We start from the raw sequence: 15,254 nt of genomic DNA, 5'->3' as shown, positions 1-15,254 counted from the left end.
CTGCCGGTTCGCGATGCGTGGACGGGCGGACGGCTACCTGCCGGCCTCCTCGCGCTGCTTGCGGCTGTCGTGGCAGGGCTTGCAGAGGGTCTGCAGGTTGCCTTCGTCCCAGAACAGGCGTTCGTCGCCGCGGTGCGCCTTGCGATGGTCAGCGACCAGCTTGGACGTGCGATGTTCGATCACGCCGCAGCCAGGCCACTGGCACCGGAAGCCGTCGCGCACGAAGATGACGATGCGCAGCGCCTTCCAGCGCGCCGTGTGATACCAAGCGCGCCACGGCTGCGCGTTGCGATAGCGTTCCCGCTCCACCTTGTCGGCCGGCGCCCATCCTATCGAGGGCGGCGCCTTGCCGATCGCGGGCTTCATGGTCGACAGCTTGCCCATCGCACATGGCCCACAACGCACCGCGCCCGCACCGAAGGGATCGATGCGGGCGCGGTGAGGTTTCAGAGGAGAGGATGCCCGGTAGCCGTGCCAGACGGGTTCCCGAACGTAGATTGGAATACACCCAGATCAGGCCTCAAACGAACATGCTATATTTTCAGGCGTGCAGATTATCGGGATTGACAGGTGAACCCTATGATTTCGTTCGGTTAAGTTGGACCGCGATGGCTGTGATCGCCCGGCTGTACCGCATGCGCAGGCCGTCAGTCGTCCATCCACCGGCCTGCCCGCCCATCGCCCGCCACACCCGCGTCCATTCGATCCGCTGCCGATCGCCGCGCGCAAGCTGCACCAGGCCGAGGCCGAGCACGTGCCGCGTCGGCCCGGTGGCCACGGCCTTGTCCACCCACGCCAGCGCCTCCTCTGCCATCGCGACCTGCAGGCGGGTGTGCCGGCAGGTGACGATCGGCTTGTCGTCTTCGGCCGTCTCGGTGTCATCGCGGGCGGCCTGCCGCCACAGCGACATGGTGGCCGTTTCCAACCACGCCCGTTCGCGATCGGCGCCGCGCAGCAACACCTCCATCGCCTCCACAAGGCGTTCCTGCACCATGTCGAAGGTCCAGAACTCTACCATTGCCCAATCATCCCGGTTCGGTCCCACGGTCCCGTCAAAGGGAGCCATAATGGGAGGATATAAATAAGTATTATCAGTGGATTAGGATGTATCAGGGATCATGGGAGCGAATATTGGGGTTGTTTCGTGCGTGCGCCTGCGCCCACATTAGGAAGACAACCCGCGAAATGGCTCCCAAACTCCCACAAGCTCCCGAATGACGCCTTTTCAATCGTTTAGCGTGATGCGTGAAGCTCCCGCCGCCGGGAAGTTGGGATCATGGCGGCAGATCGAACGGATAGAAGCCGTCATCGGTATCGGGGGCGCGGGGGACGTTGACGCGGCGCGGCGGCGGCAATTCGCTCACAACCGGCTTGCCAGCGCTGTCGAGGAAGTGCGTGGGCTCATACAGCGCGACGATGCCATCCCACACCATCGAACTGGACTTGCGCTTGTGGAAGCGCTTCTTCTCCATCTGTTGCGCCAGATATTTCGGCGACCACGGCTTGCCGGCCGCAGGCAGCAGTTGCGCCCACGTCTGCCACGCGGCGAACAGCTCGTGCAGCGCCGACGCGCCGATCGTCGCACCGTCCGATCGCTCGATGCACAGCGTCAGGAAGCGGCCGAGGATGTCATTCTCGTCGAGATATTTATCGGTCGCTTCCCGGATCGCCTCGGGCTCCGGCAGCCCGCTGTCGAGGAAGGCTAGCGCACCGCGCACCATCCGGTTGAGGATGCCGCTGGCTTCCTCCATCAGGCGCGATTTCAACCGAGGATCTTGTTCGTCGCCGGGAATGATGACGGTCCACGGCACTATCTGAATGCGGCGCCGGATGCCGTGATCGGTGCCGATCCGCGGAGTGTTGTTGCAGATGACGGTGTTCTTGAAGGTGATCTGCAGCTCGAACGGCGCTTTCAGCAGCTCACGTACGCCGCCCTTCGGCTCGTCGCTGGTAAGCTCCTTGACCAGGCCGTCGTCGAACTTCGATCCTTCCTTGGCCTCGTTAGCTGTGACCATGCGACGGCCGGCGAGCGCCGCCAGATCGGGCGTGGCCTCCGACCCGCGATTCTGCCGATCGTTATCCATGAAGCTGTTGATCGATGCCGCCCAGGCATAGTCACCGAGGATTGCGCGCTTCGTGTTGATCCACACACCCTTGCCGTTCGCGCCCTCTCCGAAGAAGATCGCCATCTTCTGCGCGGATGCGTCGCCGAGGCTGTTATAGCCGGCCCATATGTCGAGGAAATCGCGCATCGCGGCATCGGGCTGGACCCGCTCAAGAAAGGCATCGTACGCCGGGCACGTCGCCTCGGGTCGATAATCCGCCGTTGCCATCCGCGTCATCAGATCGGCGCGCCGGTGCGGGCCGAGGACGACGCTCGCCTTTGTCGTGCCGTCGCCCCGCGTGAAGATCAGCGTGCCGTTGCCCACGCAGACGAGCAGCGGATCGGTGTCGAAATCAGCCACGCCGCGCGAAAGCCGCGCTTCGGCCATTCCCGCGATGCACTTGATGTGCCCCGCTCCCTCTGACGTTCGGCCCCACTTTGCGATCGTATCGGACAGCAGGGTGATGACGCCGCGCTTCATGCTTATCACTCGATCAAGCTTGCCGGCATGCTCCAGCTTGTGCGCGGCCTTTTGCGCCGCATCCCACATTTCCAGAGGCTCGGGCGCGATGCCGCTTTCGGCGATCAGCTTCGCTTCCTCCTGGATCGCGCGCATCGTGTCCTGAATGGCCCGGCCGAGCGCCGCCAGCGCCATTTCTCGGCTCCAGCGCCGGCCGTCCCATGCCAGCCAGCCCCACGCCTCGACATAGATGAAGTCCCGGCCATAGCGCTTCAGAAAGCGTTCAAGATTGCCGAGATCGGTCTGCGGCAGGAACGCGCATTCCCGCGTCAACCGCAAATCGTCGTCTCCCCCCGGCCCCCGCTTCTGAAAACCCGGCCCGCTGCCTCCCCCTTGGGAGGATGGCCAGCCATCATTGTCGTGATCGGGGCGCGGGGCGGCGGCGCGCGCGGGCGCGGGAGGATGCGGCGGCGAAGCCCCCATCCGGGGAGCGGAGCGGCGCGAAAGGCGGTCACGAATTGATGCCGTGATCTCTCCGAGATCACGAGGTTGATTGATGCCGGCGGTCCATCCGCTCGCGATGGTGGCGAGCAGCGCGCTTTCATCGTCCCGGCCGGGATTGTCGCGGGCCGCGGCCTCGATCGATGCACGCGCGATCGCCTCGTCGAGCACGCCGGCGGCAACCAACGAGGCGACTTTCAGCGCGCTTTCGTTGAGCTGCGAATTCCGGCCGGCACCCCTGAAGCCGCGCACCGCCTGGCATTCGCCATCGAGCCCGCGCATTGCATATTTGCGCAGCTCGTCGAGCATCTGATCGTCGACATTGGCCGGCCGGGGCACATTGGCGCGCGCTGGCGACGGTCGCGGCGCCGCAGGCTCTGCCTTCGCCCTGGTACGGCACAGCTCGACGACAGCGGCCGGGGCATCGGCGACCGGGGCATCGGCCTTTCCGCGCAGCCAGCGATATTGCCCCTCGGCCGCGCCGCTTTCGGCACCGCCCAGGCACCGGCTCGGCGGCAGGATGACATAACCGCCTTCCGCTCTGACATCGACATGCTGCGGCAGGTTGCTCTTTTTCGTGCCGACCCGGTTACGCAATCGCTCGCCGGCATCCTTCGGCTGCGTTAGATAGACGTGCACGCCCCCGGACGGCGTGCGCGCGGCCAGCGACGTCGGCAGCTCGCAGCCCATGATCGCTTCCAGCTCGGCCTTGAGCGATTCGAGCGTGAATTCCTCGCCGGTCTCTTCGTCGTAGCGCGGATCGAAATCGAGCACGAACAGCCCATCGCCGCCCATCGCCAGCCCGATCATCGCGTTCGGCCAGCGCCGCCACCAACCCTTGATCACCTCTTCATCGGTTGTCGCATCCTTGACACCGTGACCGACGAACGGCGATTTCGCCGACAGCAGGACGCGTTCATCCTTATTGTTGATGTAGCTGTCGTCCTCCGGCCGGCACGGAAACACCTTCCATCCGCGGCGCGCATATTGCAGCGCCGCCGTGCACATCGGCGACGGGAGATTGTGAACAGTCATTCTGGCAACTTTCCACCCCTAGACGATCATCAGGCTTTCCCGGCCTGCCAGCGGGTCATGAGGGGCGATCAGAACGGCACGTCGTCATCCGGATCGGTTTGCCCGCCGGCCGGCTCTTTCCCGAATTCGGGCGGGCGCTCGCCATAGCCATCATCAGGCCGCGGCTTGGGCCGGGGCAGCACGAGCAGCCGGTGGCCGGGGCCGCGCACGACGACTTCGGTCACGAAATGCCGGACACCGGTCTTCTCATAGGATCGCGTGGCCAGCTTCCCGTCGACCTCGATCCAGTCGCCCTTGCGCAGATCCTTCGCGCGGCGGACGTCGTTGGGCGTCAGGATCGATACCTTGTGCCAGTCGGTATGTTCCTTGCGCTCGCCGGTCGCCTTGTCGGTCCATCGATCGGTGGTGGCGACGTTGAGCGCCACCATCTCGCCGCCATGCTGGAAACTGCGCACGGTCGCGTCCTGGCCGAGGCATCCCATCAGGCGAACATGGTTGGTCAGCATGTCAGTCTCTCCCCTACATAGCCGTGCCCGCAGCCCGGCACCGCATCGCGCCGCACGCCGCAGCGCGGGCAGGGATCGCGGTTGACACGCGGCCGCCCATCGATGTCGGATGGCGGAGGCACATGGCGGTGAACCGGTGCGACGGATCGGCCGGGTGGCCATTTCCCGCCATCGGTCGACCAATGCGGCGTGCCCGCGATCGGCGCGGTGGACTTGCCGGTGGCGACGATCGTCACGACGCGGCTCGCCGAAAAACGCTGCAGCCGGATATAGCCGGCGTCGGCCAGGTCACCGACGATCTGCGATATACGCCTTGCCGTCGCGTGACCGCCAACGAGATCCGCCAGCTCGATGTTTGTCGGGCACGGCTTGGCCAGCGCCGCCGCCCATTCGAGCGCGCGCAGCACCCGCGCCTCGCGCTGCAGAAGTTCCCTCATGCCGCATCCTCCACCGCCAGGAGATCGAACAGGCTGCCCGTGGCGCGCCCCGCATCCGCTTCACGCAGAATGCGCACGCCGTCGGCGAAATAGCCGGGGTTCAGCTCGGCCGCGGCACCGCGCCGGCCGAGCTTCACGGCCCGCAACGGCACCGTCATCAGCCCGCCGAACGGATCATAGACCAGCTCGCCCGGCATGCTGCGATCCTCGATCAGCCGGTCGACGATGTCGAACTGGAGCGGGCACAGGTGCATCTCGCGTCCCTTGGCCGATTGCTCGCCGTTCAGCGTCCGCATGCGGGCGACGTCGGTCCATACCTGCGGGTGCCAGCTCTGCGCCGGCAATAGCGCGAAATCGGTCGGCAAGGCGGCCTTGGCCTCCATCTGCTCGCTGATCAGCACATGCGCGTCATAATCATAGACGGTGGCAAAGCTGTGCCCGCGAAACAGCCGGTAGATCGCATCGTGCGGCAGTCCGGCGAAATCGTCGATGGTCAGCAGACGATCGCCGGACGATCGCCAATAGCCCGATGCGTCGATCTGCCATTTCGCCCGGCTGAAGCCGCTGCCCGGGATCGGCCACAGATCGGGGCCGCCATCCTTTTCGGCCGCCATCGCCTCGTCCCACGGCACCGCCTCGCCATCCGGCGCCAGACACAAGGGCTTCGTCTTGGTCACCGGATCGTCGGCATAGCCGCGCGAGCGATCGGTCTGGGCCTTGCGGAACAGCAGCACATATTCGGGCATGCCCACGCCCATGCGGGTGCCATCCTTGGCCTTCTCGCTCCACCCGAGCCGATAGGTCTGGTTATTCTCGCGCACCACGTCGGTGACGACGGTGATCATGCCGAGATAGGCAAAGCCGTGCGCCCGGTAATGATCGATGCACTGGCTATGGAACGGATCGACCGTCTGGAAGCCGAGGCCGTCCATCCCCCCCGGCCGTATCCGATCCTTGACGTGGATCGCGGCGACCCGGCCGGGCTGCAGGACTCGCAACAGCTCGGGCGTCAGATAGTCCATCTGCGCGAAGAAATGCGCATTGTCGTCGGTATGGCCGAAATCGTTGTAGCTCGGCGTATATTCATACTGCGTGGAAAACGGGATGCTGGTCACGATCAGGCCGACGCTGTCGCTCGCCATCGATCGCGTCTCGATCACGGTGTCGCGGTTCGCCACGCGCCATGCCGGTACCGCCGATCCGGGAAGCGGCGTGCCCTGTTCGACCAAAGGATCCTCGCCGGCGCTGATCGTCCGCGCCAGCACGTCGCCGGCGCCGATCAGGCCCAGGCCGTAGGTCCGGATGATCTCGCTCATCCGCTCGGCCGTCTCGTCGTGCCGGCGCCATTTCTCCTCCAGGCGGGCGCGCACCGCGCGCTCGGCCTCGCTGTAGATCAGGTCGATGCGCACGGGATGCGGCTGCAGGAACCGCTGGATACGGTGGATCGCCTGGACGAAATCGTTGAACTTGAAACCGATGCCCAGGAATATCGCCCAGTGGCAATGCCGCTGGAAATTGCATCCCGATCCGGCGAGCACCGGCTTGGCCGCCAGCTCGCGCACCTCGCCATCCGAAAAGGCGATGATCGCCCGCTCGCGCGCGTCGAGATCCTGCGTGCCGTAGACCGACACGACATTCGGGATCGCCGCCTCGATCGCCGCCCGCTCGGCCTCCAGATCGTGCCACAGCAGCCGGTGCGCGTCCGGATCTTCGGCGCGCAGCTCCATCATCTTCGCCACGCGCGCGCTTAGGCTGTCGCGCTTCTCGCGGCTCGCGTCGACCACGCCGATCGCGTCGGCCTTCAGCAGCCGGCCCTGCCCGCTCTTTTCGAAACCGGCCTGCGCATGATCGGTGGCCACCTCGTGCCAGCGCACCTCGATCGGCGGCAGATCATAGCCTTCGTCGGAAAAACCCAGGTCGCTCGGCTTCTGCACGAACGCCGCCCAGCTATTCACCCAATGCCAGAATTCGGCTTCCTTGTGCGGATGGATGGTAAGCTGATCGGCCTTCTCGCTGTTGCGCTTGAAGAACCGCGTCTTCGCCTGGCCGACATCCATCACCTCGAGGAACGCGGCATAGGCCAGCAGCTCGATATATTCGTTCGGGCTCGGCGTGGCGGTGGCGACGAACTTGTACGGCACGCCATCGAACAGCCGCATGAATTCGCGGAACGTCTTCGTGCCGCCGAAGCCGCGCAGGCAGCTCGCCTCGTCGAGCGTCGCGATCGAAAACAGGCCGGCCACATCGATCTTGCCATCGCGGACCGATTCGTAATTGGTCAGCCAGATCCCGTCGAACCGCGCGCCCTCGCATCCGGCCTCGGCCGACAGCGCGCGTTCATGGTCGAGTATCGCGGCCGAGCTGCGGGCGAAGCGCGTCGCGATCCCCAGCATCGCCGCATCGCGCGCAAATTCCTGCCGCACGCCGAGCGGGCAGACGATCAAAGCGCGATCACCCGTCCACGTGCGCAGGATGCGGCAGATTTCGAGCTGCATCACGCTCTTGCCCAGCCCGAAACGCGCAAAGATCGCGCGCCGGCCACCCTCGATCGCCCATCGGACGATCGCCGCCTGATGCGGTTTCAGGATCGGATTGATCCGGTAATCGCCCCACGCGGCGACATCGGCACCGAAGGACGGCGCCGCCGCGATCTTGGCGCGCAGGAAGTCGAGATAATCGACGTTCTGGAGCGCGGTGCTTTGCAGCAGGGGCGCGAAGGCGTTCATGCCGCCACCTCGCGGTTCGCGATCTCAAGCAAGGTATCGCCGTGGCAGGGGCCATCGGCGCCACACCAGCAACCGATATCCTTGCCGCGTAGTTCGGCCACGATCTCAGCGATCGTCGGCGGGGCCGGGCACTCGATCGTGTTGCCGTTCAACAGGATCTGGATATTCGTCGCCACGCCCTGGACGGCACTGCGCATCGGGCCATCCTTGGGCGGCAGGCCCAGCCAGCGGCGGTGCAGCTCGACTGCGGCAGCCCGCCGGCCGGCGAGATCGCCCCTGAAGCCCATCGCGACCGCAAGCCAGACGATATCCTTAACCCGGAAAGGATTGCCCCATTTGGTCGAGCGATCCACCTTCACGGTGTTGCGCGGCATCCGCCATCCGGCGGCGCGGCGGAGCTGGATGCGCACGGGGGCGATCATGATAGTTGCGCCCGCACGGCTGCCGTCACTTCAGCATCGAGCGTCCAGAGCGACTGGCGGCCGATGCAGCCCACCGGCTCGCGCAATGGGCGGACATTCTCCAGCATCCATCCGTACCGGCCGGGCTCATAATTGCCGTACAGCCGCTCGATCGCCGAGACACTCAGCTTCAGTTCGTCGGTGGGCCGTATGTCGACCAAAGTAGCGACAGCGACGATCGCGCCGAGGGGCAGGGGCGCGGGCAATCGCCCAAGGGTGTGCTCGATGGAGGCAAAGGGGCGATTCTCACCATCCCATTTCCGGGCGGCATGGATCGCGATTTCGCCGCGATGCCGCGTCTTCCAATGGCGAGTCTCGATCGCCTTCAGGCCAAGCGGGATCGCCGACGCGTAAGGCTGCCACAGCGATATCGCCGTAAGGCGATCGGCATCTGCCTGGAAAAGGTCGGCAGTCATCCCGGCATCCCGTCATGCTGGACGCTATCGAGCAGCCGTCCGGCAGCTTTCTTGCCGACCCGTGCCATGCGGCAACCACCGACATCCTGAGGCGCGACATCGTGCGGTACCTGAGAACCGTCGACCTTGATGGCGACCATGGGCAATCGCAGATCAGGCGACCATTCGTCGCGCGGTTCCCACTCGCCCCATTGCTTGAAGAACATCGGCACATTGGCCGCCGAGCAATCGTCCCGGATCTTCCGCGCCCAATCTGGATGCATCGGGCGCGCGCCGGGACCACTTTCGCCGCCGACGATTATCCAGTCGAGCCCAGGCTGACAGCGGTCATCGTGATGGTGGTGGAGATGGCGCGGGCAATCTGGAGCACCCGTCCCGTGGTGCATCGCGCCGTTGCGCTCGGGTGAACCTGCGCATCCGCGCTGCCCGCCGATCCACCGCGTTCCGCCCAGAGAACTGTTCAGATCGACAGGCCCCAGCAACGGCTCCATCGACAGAAACCGCACGGCCGCCGGCGTCGCCAGCAGGTTGGGTATCCGTTCATCGGCGCGTCGCTGATCCTCGACCGAAACACCAAGCCAGACGTTGGGAAGCGGCCAGTGCATTGCATCGAGCGCTGCAATTCCCTCGTCTCGCGCCAGGCCCGCTGCCAGAACAATCTTCGCTAGCGCTTCTCCGAATTGTTCTGGTCGATCCTCGAAAGTCGTCAGATAATCCCGCATCCGCTCCGAACGCTTGGTCAGCACCTGATATGTATGGTGCGGAGTCATTGTCATCACAGCGAACACGCGGTCGATCTGTTCGTCGGTCACGTCGGGATGAAACAGGTCCGACATGCTGTTGACGAACCATGTCGTCGGCTTCCGCTTGCGCAGCGGGATGCTCAGCGCATCTTCGGAGAAGTTCAGCCGGCCGGTCCACACGATATGGCCGTTCACATTCGTCGCCACGCCCTCATATTTCGCGGCGATCTTCGCGTTCGGGTGGAACTGCTTTCGATAGGCGTCGCGCATCGCGTAGCAGAGCTTGCAGCCCGGAGATTCGAGCGAGCAGCCGACGATGGGGTTCCACGTCTCCCCCGTCCATTCAATCTTGGAGCCGGTCATTCGGACACCTCGCTCTTGGTGATGACGGGGTCGGGCAGATCGAGACCGGCCCGCAGGTTGCCGGCGATGGCGCGCAGCCGGTGGCGCGCGAAGTCGATCGCCTCGGGCGAGACGCCAAGCCCGGCGCCGCTGCGCACGGCATCCGCTTCGCTTTCGAGGTAGAGGGCAATGCCCTCACGCGAGACGCTCGCGGTCATGCCGCCTGCCTCTGACCAAACAGCATGTATCGGCCCCACTGATCGGCCATCGCTTCGGCCACACCTGAGAAGAAGCGCGACCGCTCGTGGCGCCGGTTGCGATTGCCCGCCATCCGGTGCACTCGTGCTTCGCGCCCGGCGACGACGTTCGTCGGCGTCAGCGAGGGCAGGTTTTTGAGCCAAAGGCAGGTGCGTTTGGTTTCGGGGTGGCCGAACTGCCAAGGCTGGATCGATTGCGCGAAGTGGCGGTAATCCCTGATCCGTTCCTTCGCGTGCCGGTGCATGACCGGATTTTCGATGGCGATCCGCTCGATCGGCGCCGACCAGAACGTCGAGAACAGATCGGCCGCTTCATCAAGCTCGCGCCACATCTCGGGGAGCGAACGCCCCGGCGGCGGGGTGCTCAGCCAGCGCACGCCGGAATTGCAGAGCCTCGTGCAGGGCGGATGGGCGACCATCAGAAGGTCCCACCCATCGTTCAGATGATCGCGCGCATCGCCCACGATATGCCGGTTGCTGCCATCCTCTGACGGCAACAGGTCACACGACCATGCATCATAGCCACGCGACAGAAAGGCGTTCCGAACCGTGCCTGAGAATTCGCAGGCGACGAGGACGCGCGGCGCGCTCATTTGCGCCCACCCATCCGGCTAACCACGGATCGCTCCCCCCCCATCGGTGCCGGTTTCGCGGCCGGTCGCGACGATCGTCACGATCCGGCCGGGCTCCCATTCGGAATGGCGGCGCCGGATCGAACCGGCATTGATCAGCACGTCGAACAGCCGCTTCACCCGATCGGGGCAGCAGCCGATCCGGCCGGCCAGCCATGCGTTGGACGGGCAGGGCGCATCGAGTGACGCCGCCGTGCCCAGCAGGCCGAGCAGCATCGCCGCCTCGGCGTCGCGCTGGCGGTCGCTGGCCATCCGATCGAAAGCGCCGGCCGAGCACGGCACCGGCCCGACATCGGCCACCCAGGGCAGCGCCGTGCGCCGCACAAGGAAATCGGTATCGAATTCCGCCTGGTGCACCTGCCGCAGGGTGACGAACCCGGCATCGCCCAGCGTGCGCACCCGCGCCGGCACCTTCGACCACTTCGGCAGGCCGCAGCCCTTCGCATAGAGGAATGTCTCGCCTTCGCGCGCCGCCGCCACCCACGCATCGAGCGCCGCGATCTGGCAGATCGCGATGCCGGTGCCCGACAGGCCCTGGACGAACGCCGAGGCAAAGCCCGGCTGCACCGGCGCGGGCGCCGGCGGCAAGATGGCAAGGCTTGCCATCACTGCACCGCCTTGCGGGCATCGAGCGCGCGGGTCAGCGCGTCGCGCGCCACCGTCGCCATGCCTTCATCGAGCGTGAGCGCAACGCCCATGCCGGCCAGCAGGATCGCACCGCCCGGGGTGCGATGCGCCTCGAACAATGGCCCATGCGTGCGTTCGCCCAGGCGGCAGACCGGACGGTCGATCGTCAAAAGGGTCGGCGATGATGCGGCGGGGGTGGCTATCATCTCCGCATCATCGCCTGCCCGCGCCGCTCGGATGCCGACGTCTCGGCCGGCGCGGGGTTCGTCTATCGTCAATCTTTGTTGCCAGTGGCCGATCATCACGGCGTTGGCGGTGATCATCTCGATGATCGCGGCCGTCATGTTGCCCGGCAGCAGCTCGCCCGCGATCAGCCGCTCGACATCGAAGCCGCGGCCATCGAACAGGATCTCGCGATCCGCCGGATATTCCATGATCCAGTTGGCGAGCAGCAATTGCCCGCGATTGTTCACGCCGCGCGACGTGCCATATCGATCCATCTGCACGACGCGGATCAGATCGTCGCCGGTGGCGCGGGCGATCCGATCGGTCAGCAGACGTTCGGCAACACGAAATCCCCCCATATCCCTCACTCCTCCAAGGTCGCTTCGATCGCGGCGAGCCGCGTGCGCAGCGCCGCGATCCCGCGCGCCGCATTGTCCAGCGCCGCCGATCCGATCCCGCGCAATTCGCCGTCGTCGACCTGCCCGTCATCGAGCAAGGCCAGGCTCAGCAGGTGCGCGAGGTGCAGCAGATGGCTGAGCCGCTCATTGTCGCTCATGTCGGCGCTGGAGAGCGGGCCGATCTGCTGGCCGATCATCGCCAGCACCCGCCCGCCGAACCGGCCGTTCCATTCGCGCAGGCCGAGCAGGAACGCCGAGACCGGCATTTCGCTGATCGCCTTGGCATAGTCCGCCGCGCGATCGTCCGACTTGCCGAGCACCCGGCCGACATCGGCCCAGGTCAGCCCGTCTTCCTCGCGGATCTTCGCCAGGTCGGCGCCCAGCGTGGAAAGCGCGTCAGAAACGGCAAATGATCGCCGCTTGCCGTGGATTTGCTGCACCGCACTCATGCAGAAGGCTCCGCATGGTCCACAACGGCACATATCGCATCAGCGCCGAAGCGCCGCCTGTCTTCGTCAGCCGGATGGGGGGGCTGCTCTTCGCGCCGCCGCTCCGCCTCCCACGGGCCGCCAACGCCGAACATCTGGTCGATCGCGATTCCGGTCTGCTCGCCGATCCAGACAATCGCGATCGTGGCGAAAGTCATCCCGGCGACGACGGTCACACCGCCGATCAGGAAGTCGATGATGGCCCCCCAGCCCATGGCTATGCGCCTTCGCCGGGGGCGATTGTCTCGCCCCCGGCATCGGCTACAGTCGTGGTGCGAACAGCGACCGAAGGGGAAAGACGATGTCGGAAACCGCGAGAATTTACGGCGAATTTGCTACCGGCGCGGCCGTCCGGCCGGTACGCGCGGATCATATACTGGGATGCCGGATCGAACTGGATGCGAAGCGGCGCCCCGATCAGCTCGCGGTTCAGTTTCGCAATCCGGACGGTTTTCATGAGGTCCGGATGGATTTCGTTCAGGCATTGTTCCTGCTCTCCACGCTCAAGGCGATCCAACTCGACACCGGAACATCCTTTCCGGACGATCCGCGCGCGATCCGCGACAACCCGCTTTGTTGACCCGGTGGCCATCTACGCGGCCTCCCTTGACAGCCCGCGGTCCATGCCCCGACATCCCGCCGGGCAGCATGAAAGGGGAACCCAATGGCCATCAACAAAGGTCAACCAATGGAGGTTACGGCCGATCGCGGGATCGTTGCCCTGCGCGTGCCGATCGACGGGCGACTGCGCACCGTCCGGATGGACGGCGCAACCGCTCTGGCCCTCGCCAACAAACTCGCGAGCGTCGCCGTCACCATGGAAGGTGGCGCGGATCGGATCGTTGACGGGATTTCCGAGATCCTGCTGCGGCCAGGCACCAATGGCGGCGCCGATATGCTGGTTGTCAGCGAGCAGGTCGGCCCGATGGGCTTCCGGCTGCCCGCCAACCTGTTGCTCGCTTTGTCCGAGGCAGCCAACGGCGTGCTCGAATTGCGTAAGGATACAGGCACAGCCTGAAGAGCGGGCAACGCGCCCCGCGTTTCCGAGATCGCCCATCTACGCGGCCTCCTCTGCGGAAGACGACGTGCCGATCCCGAAGAAATCGTTCGCTGTGACCTTGCCGCCCGTCTCAGCGACAATCAGCGGCATGGTTTCCCTGTCCGGGATCCTCTCACCGTTCACGTACCGCCGCACAGCCTGCGGAGATCGACCGATGCGCACGGCAAAGACGACGACCGGCACGTTCTCTTCATCCAGCCATTCACCCAGCGTCGCCATTCGATGACCTCCGTTAGACACCATAATGGTGTTGTTATAACACCGTTGTCAACACCAAATTGGCGCGTGGCAGAAACGCACCGAATTGGTGCAGAATGCGGCGTGGCCGAAAACAATCTCATGCAACTGCGAAAGAGCGCCGGCTGGTCGCGGCCCCAGCTTGCCGAACGCATGGGCACATCTGCGCAACAGATCGAGAAGCTAGAAAAAGGGATGCGACGCCTGACGCTCGATTGGATAGAGAGGTTCGCAGCGGCCTTCGAAATTTCTCCCGCAGCGATCATCTCAGGCGAGAGCCCGCCTCCGAACGCTAAACCGGTGCTCCTTGAAGGCCCGTCGGCAGAACGGATGCACGAAGATCTGCCGATCTACGGGACAGCGCTTGGCGCACCCAAGATGATCGATGGCGAAGCGGTGGAGCAAACCCATCTCAACCAGGGGGATGTCGTGGGGTATGCTAAGCGACCAGTGATCCTGAACGGTCGCGCCGACGCTTATGCGTTGTACGTCGTCGGTCAGTCGATGGCGCCGAAATATGATGAGGGCGAGATAATCCTCGCCGAGACGAAGCGTCCGGCGCGAATCGGAGACAACGTCGTGGTCTACCTTCGCGCCAGAGGCGATGATGACGATGGGCAACGTGCCCGCGCGGCCTTAGTGAAGCGTCTAGTGCGGAAGACGGCGGCCTATATCGAACTTGAACAATACACTCCGCCGATCACCTTCAGGATATCCATCGACGAAATCACGCGCATCGACCGGGTGATGAGCCTTTCGGACTTGCTTGGGTGAGGCGCGAGAGTCTCCGCATCGGGCTGACGGTCGCCCTCATCTGCGCCACGCCGTCGCTTGCCGCACCCAAAAAGCTTCCGGCAAAGCCGATGCCGTTTGCGCAAGCGTTTTTGAAGCAGCAGACCTTGCTATCGCCGATCAATAACTGTCAGTCGTTCGTCGAACATGTCGCCTCGCTAGTGCCGTCAAACGGGCTTCTTCACCGCCTTCTCGGCGACGCCACTTCCTCAAAGTCAGAGTTCGAAAGTTCGGCGGCCTATTCGGCACGCCTTGCGCAGGCCAAGCGGGCTGCGGTCGGCGATCTCGACAAGATCTATATTCGCACACCTGTTCCGAATGACGCGATCAGCTACGACGCCGACCACAACCTGCTGACGATTGACCTGACTGGCGTTAAGGCCATTCCGATTGGTTACTGGAATGTCAAAAAGCAAAAGATCCCCGCGTCTAACGCCTATGGGGTCAAACGCATTATCACGGTCACCACCGGACAAGAGATCGAGGCGGCGATATTCTGGCTACCGGGCGAGCCGCCCCAGTTCGAAGTTCCCTTGTCGCCAACCGACGCTCTGCTGCTCAAGGCCGGTTTCGGCGAACTCCACATTCTCGGCCGGCTCGGCGATCTGACGGACGAAGACGACGATAGCTCTCCCGCCACCGTGACTGACCCAACCGAATATCATTTCCGGCAGCTCAGAGCCGTGATCCACACACGATGCGTTGCCATAACCTTTGGGCACACTGTTTTTCCGAAGTCGAAGTTGGATCAGTGGGACGATCAGTAACACCATATTGGTGTTGACACGATAGCACCAATATGGTGTT

General features: G+C 64.7%; 20 protein-coding genes. 4 read left to right on the top strand and 16 right to left on the bottom strand.

What is annotated here, in order from left to right; genetic code table 11:
• Positions 1 to 33: 33 nt before the first annotated feature.
• The 15 genes from BLS13_RS03640 to BLS13_RS03575 all read right to left on the bottom strand — a co-directional run bounded on the left by BLS13_RS03640 (position 34) and on the right by BLS13_RS03575 (position 12,573).
• The gene (locus BLS13_RS03640) at positions 34 to 384 is read right to left on the bottom strand and encodes an HNH endonuclease (RefSeq protein ID WP_093449876.1); all 351 of its coding nucleotides are present in this window, start codon (positions 382 to 384) and stop codon (positions 34 to 36) included.
• Between the two features lie 193 nt (positions 385 to 577).
• Positions 578 to 1,018, bottom strand: a complete 441-nt coding sequence (locus BLS13_RS03635; protein ID WP_093449875.1) for a hypothetical protein — start codon at positions 1,016 to 1,018, stop codon at positions 578 to 580.
• 256 nt (positions 1,019 to 1,274) lie between these two features.
• Positions 1,275 to 4,100 (bottom strand): phage/plasmid primase, P4 family, encoded by a 2,826-nt coding sequence (locus tag BLS13_RS03630; RefSeq protein ID WP_093449873.1) that lies wholly within the window; start codon positions 4,098 to 4,100, stop codon positions 1,275 to 1,277.
• 68 nt (positions 4,101 to 4,168) lie between these two features.
• On the bottom strand, positions 4,169 to 4,606 hold the full coding sequence (gene ssb / locus BLS13_RS03625; protein ID WP_176943419.1) for a single-stranded DNA-binding protein: 438 nt from the start codon (positions 4,604 to 4,606) through the stop codon (positions 4,169 to 4,171).
• Positions 4,600 to 5,043, bottom strand: a complete 444-nt coding sequence (locus BLS13_RS20580) for a hypothetical protein (RefSeq protein WP_176943418.1) — start codon at positions 5,041 to 5,043, stop codon at positions 4,600 to 4,602. Before BLS13_RS20580 ends, ssb begins: the two co-directional genes overlap by 7 nt.
• Positions 5,040 to 7,769, bottom strand: coding sequence for a DNA methyltransferase (locus BLS13_RS03620; protein ID WP_093449870.1), 2,730 nt, complete (start codon positions 7,767 to 7,769; stop codon positions 5,040 to 5,042). Before BLS13_RS03620 ends, BLS13_RS20580 begins: the two co-directional genes overlap by 4 nt.
• The gene (locus tag BLS13_RS03615; RefSeq protein WP_093449869.1) at positions 7,766 to 8,191 is read right to left on the bottom strand and encodes a DUF4326 domain-containing protein; all 426 of its coding nucleotides are present in this window, start codon (positions 8,189 to 8,191) and stop codon (positions 7,766 to 7,768) included. The genes BLS13_RS03620 and BLS13_RS03615 overlap by 4 nt, the downstream gene beginning before the upstream one ends.
• The gene (locus tag BLS13_RS03610; RefSeq protein ID WP_093449867.1) at positions 8,188 to 8,646 is read right to left on the bottom strand and encodes an ASCH domain-containing protein; all 459 of its coding nucleotides are present in this window, start codon (positions 8,644 to 8,646) and stop codon (positions 8,188 to 8,190) included. The genes BLS13_RS03615 and BLS13_RS03610 overlap by 4 nt, the downstream gene beginning before the upstream one ends.
• Positions 8,643 to 9,752, bottom strand: coding sequence for a phage Gp37/Gp68 family protein (locus BLS13_RS03605; protein WP_093449865.1), 1,110 nt, complete (start codon positions 9,750 to 9,752; stop codon positions 8,643 to 8,645). The genes BLS13_RS03610 and BLS13_RS03605 overlap by 4 nt, the downstream gene beginning before the upstream one ends.
• Positions 9,749 to 9,949 carry a hypothetical protein gene (locus BLS13_RS03600; RefSeq protein ID WP_093449864.1) on the bottom strand — a complete coding sequence of 67 codons (201 nt, stop codon included), beginning with the start codon at positions 9,947 to 9,949 and terminating at the stop codon, positions 9,749 to 9,751. Before BLS13_RS03600 ends, BLS13_RS03605 begins: the two co-directional genes overlap by 4 nt.
• On the bottom strand, positions 9,946 to 10,452 hold the full coding sequence (locus tag BLS13_RS03595; protein ID WP_256325691.1) for a hypothetical protein: 507 nt from the start codon (positions 10,450 to 10,452) through the stop codon (positions 9,946 to 9,948). Before BLS13_RS03595 ends, BLS13_RS03600 begins: the two co-directional genes overlap by 4 nt.
• A gap of 147 nt (positions 10,453 to 10,599) precedes the next feature.
• Positions 10,600 to 11,226, bottom strand: coding sequence for a hypothetical protein (locus BLS13_RS03590; protein WP_093449860.1), 627 nt, complete (start codon positions 11,224 to 11,226; stop codon positions 10,600 to 10,602).
• A complete protein-coding gene (locus BLS13_RS03585; protein ID WP_093449858.1) occupies positions 11,226 to 11,831 on the bottom strand; it encodes a hypothetical protein in 606 nt (201 codons plus the stop codon). Before BLS13_RS03585 ends, BLS13_RS03590 begins: the two co-directional genes overlap by 1 nt.
• 5 nt (positions 11,832 to 11,836) lie before the next feature.
• Entirely contained in the window at positions 11,837 to 12,319 is a 483-nt protein-coding gene (locus tag BLS13_RS03580; RefSeq protein WP_093449857.1) for a hypothetical protein, read from the bottom strand.
• Positions 12,316 to 12,573 carry a hypothetical protein gene (locus BLS13_RS03575; RefSeq protein ID WP_093449855.1) on the bottom strand — a complete coding sequence of 86 codons (258 nt, stop codon included), beginning with the start codon at positions 12,571 to 12,573 and terminating at the stop codon, positions 12,316 to 12,318. The genes BLS13_RS03580 and BLS13_RS03575 overlap by 4 nt, the downstream gene beginning before the upstream one ends.
• Positions 12,574 to 12,659: 86 nt before the next feature.
• Here BLS13_RS03575 and BLS13_RS03570 point away from each other — a divergent pair, with 86 nt between their 5' ends.
• Together BLS13_RS03570 and BLS13_RS03565 are read left to right on the top strand one after the other, a co-directional pair.
• Complete coding sequence (locus tag BLS13_RS03570) at positions 12,660 to 12,938, top strand: hypothetical protein (protein ID WP_093449854.1); 279 nt, start codon at positions 12,660 to 12,662, stop codon at positions 12,936 to 12,938.
• Between the two features lie 84 nt (positions 12,939 to 13,022).
• Entirely contained in the window at positions 13,023 to 13,376 is a 354-nt protein-coding gene (locus BLS13_RS03565) for a hypothetical protein (protein ID WP_093449852.1), read from the top strand.
• 39 nt (positions 13,377 to 13,415) lie between these two features.
• Here the strand turns inward: BLS13_RS03565 and BLS13_RS03560 are convergent, their stop codons facing one another.
• The gene (locus tag BLS13_RS03560) at positions 13,416 to 13,637 is read right to left on the bottom strand and encodes a helix-turn-helix domain-containing protein (RefSeq protein WP_093449851.1); all 222 of its coding nucleotides are present in this window, start codon (positions 13,635 to 13,637) and stop codon (positions 13,416 to 13,418) included.
• A 102-nt stretch (positions 13,638 to 13,739) separates the two neighbouring features.
• Here BLS13_RS03560 and BLS13_RS03555 point away from each other — a divergent pair, with 102 nt between their 5' ends.
• Positions 13,740 to 14,429, top strand: coding sequence for an XRE family transcriptional regulator (locus BLS13_RS03555; protein ID WP_176943417.1), 690 nt, complete (start codon positions 13,740 to 13,742; stop codon positions 14,427 to 14,429).
• On the top strand, positions 14,426 to 15,214 hold the full coding sequence (locus BLS13_RS03550; protein ID WP_093449848.1) for a hypothetical protein: 789 nt from the start codon (positions 14,426 to 14,428) through the stop codon (positions 15,212 to 15,214). The genes BLS13_RS03555 and BLS13_RS03550 overlap by 4 nt, the downstream gene beginning before the upstream one ends.
• Positions 15,215 to 15,254: the final 40 nt, after the last annotated feature.

The organism is Sphingomonas sp. YR710 (assembly GCF_900101455.1).
Taxonomy (GTDB): Bacteria; Pseudomonadota; Alphaproteobacteria; order Sphingomonadales; family Sphingomonadaceae; genus Rhizorhabdus.
The sequence above is the reverse complement of the archived record's forward strand: the minus strand, read 5'-3'. Positions and strand labels throughout refer to the sequence as shown.

Bases quoted from the DNA above. Each gene is read 5' to 3' on its own strand.
- BLS13_RS03640 (WP_093449876.1), bottom strand. From the start codon at position 384: ATGGGCAAGCTGTCGACCATGAAGCCCGCGATCGGCAAGGCGCCGCCC.
- BLS13_RS03635 (WP_093449875.1), bottom strand. From the start codon at position 1,018: ATGGTAGAGTTCTGGACCTTCGACATGGTGCAGGAACGCCTTGTGGAG.
- BLS13_RS03630 (WP_093449873.1), bottom strand. From the start codon at position 4,100: ATGACTGTTCACAATCTCCCGTCGCCGATGTGCACGGCGGCGCTGCAA.
- ssb (WP_176943419.1), bottom strand. From the start codon at position 4,606: ATGCTGACCAACCATGTTCGCCTGATGGGATGCCTCGGCCAGGACGCG.
- BLS13_RS20580 (WP_176943418.1), bottom strand. From the start codon at position 5,043: ATGAGGGAACTTCTGCAGCGCGAGGCGCGGGTGCTGCGCGCGCTCGAA.
- BLS13_RS03620 (WP_093449870.1), bottom strand. From the start codon at position 7,769: ATGAACGCCTTCGCGCCCCTGCTGCAAAGCACCGCGCTCCAGAACGTC.
- BLS13_RS03615 (WP_093449869.1), bottom strand. From the start codon at position 8,191: ATGATCGCCCCCGTGCGCATCCAGCTCCGCCGCGCCGCCGGATGGCGG.
- BLS13_RS03610 (WP_093449867.1), bottom strand. From the start codon at position 8,646: ATGACTGCCGACCTTTTCCAGGCAGATGCCGATCGCCTTACGGCGATA.
- BLS13_RS03605 (WP_093449865.1), bottom strand. From the start codon at position 9,752: ATGACCGGCTCCAAGATTGAATGGACGGGGGAGACGTGGAACCCCATC.
- BLS13_RS03600 (WP_093449864.1), bottom strand. From the start codon at position 9,949: ATGACCGCGAGCGTCTCGCGTGAGGGCATTGCCCTCTACCTCGAAAGC.
- BLS13_RS03590 (WP_093449860.1), bottom strand. From the start codon at position 11,226: ATGGCAAGCCTTGCCATCTTGCCGCCGGCGCCCGCGCCGGTGCAGCCG.
- BLS13_RS03585 (WP_093449858.1), bottom strand. From the start codon at position 11,831: ATGGGGGGATTTCGTGTTGCCGAACGTCTGCTGACCGATCGGATCGCC.
- BLS13_RS03580 (WP_093449857.1), bottom strand. From the start codon at position 12,319: ATGAGTGCGGTGCAGCAAATCCACGGCAAGCGGCGATCATTTGCCGTT.
- BLS13_RS03575 (WP_093449855.1), bottom strand. From the start codon at position 12,573: ATGGGCTGGGGGGCCATCATCGACTTCCTGATCGGCGGTGTGACCGTC.
- BLS13_RS03570 (WP_093449854.1), top strand. From the start codon at position 12,660: ATGTCGGAAACCGCGAGAATTTACGGCGAATTTGCTACCGGCGCGGCC.
- BLS13_RS03565 (WP_093449852.1), top strand. From the start codon at position 13,023: ATGGCCATCAACAAAGGTCAACCAATGGAGGTTACGGCCGATCGCGGG.
- BLS13_RS03560 (WP_093449851.1), bottom strand. From the start codon at position 13,637: ATGGCGACGCTGGGTGAATGGCTGGATGAAGAGAACGTGCCGGTCGTC.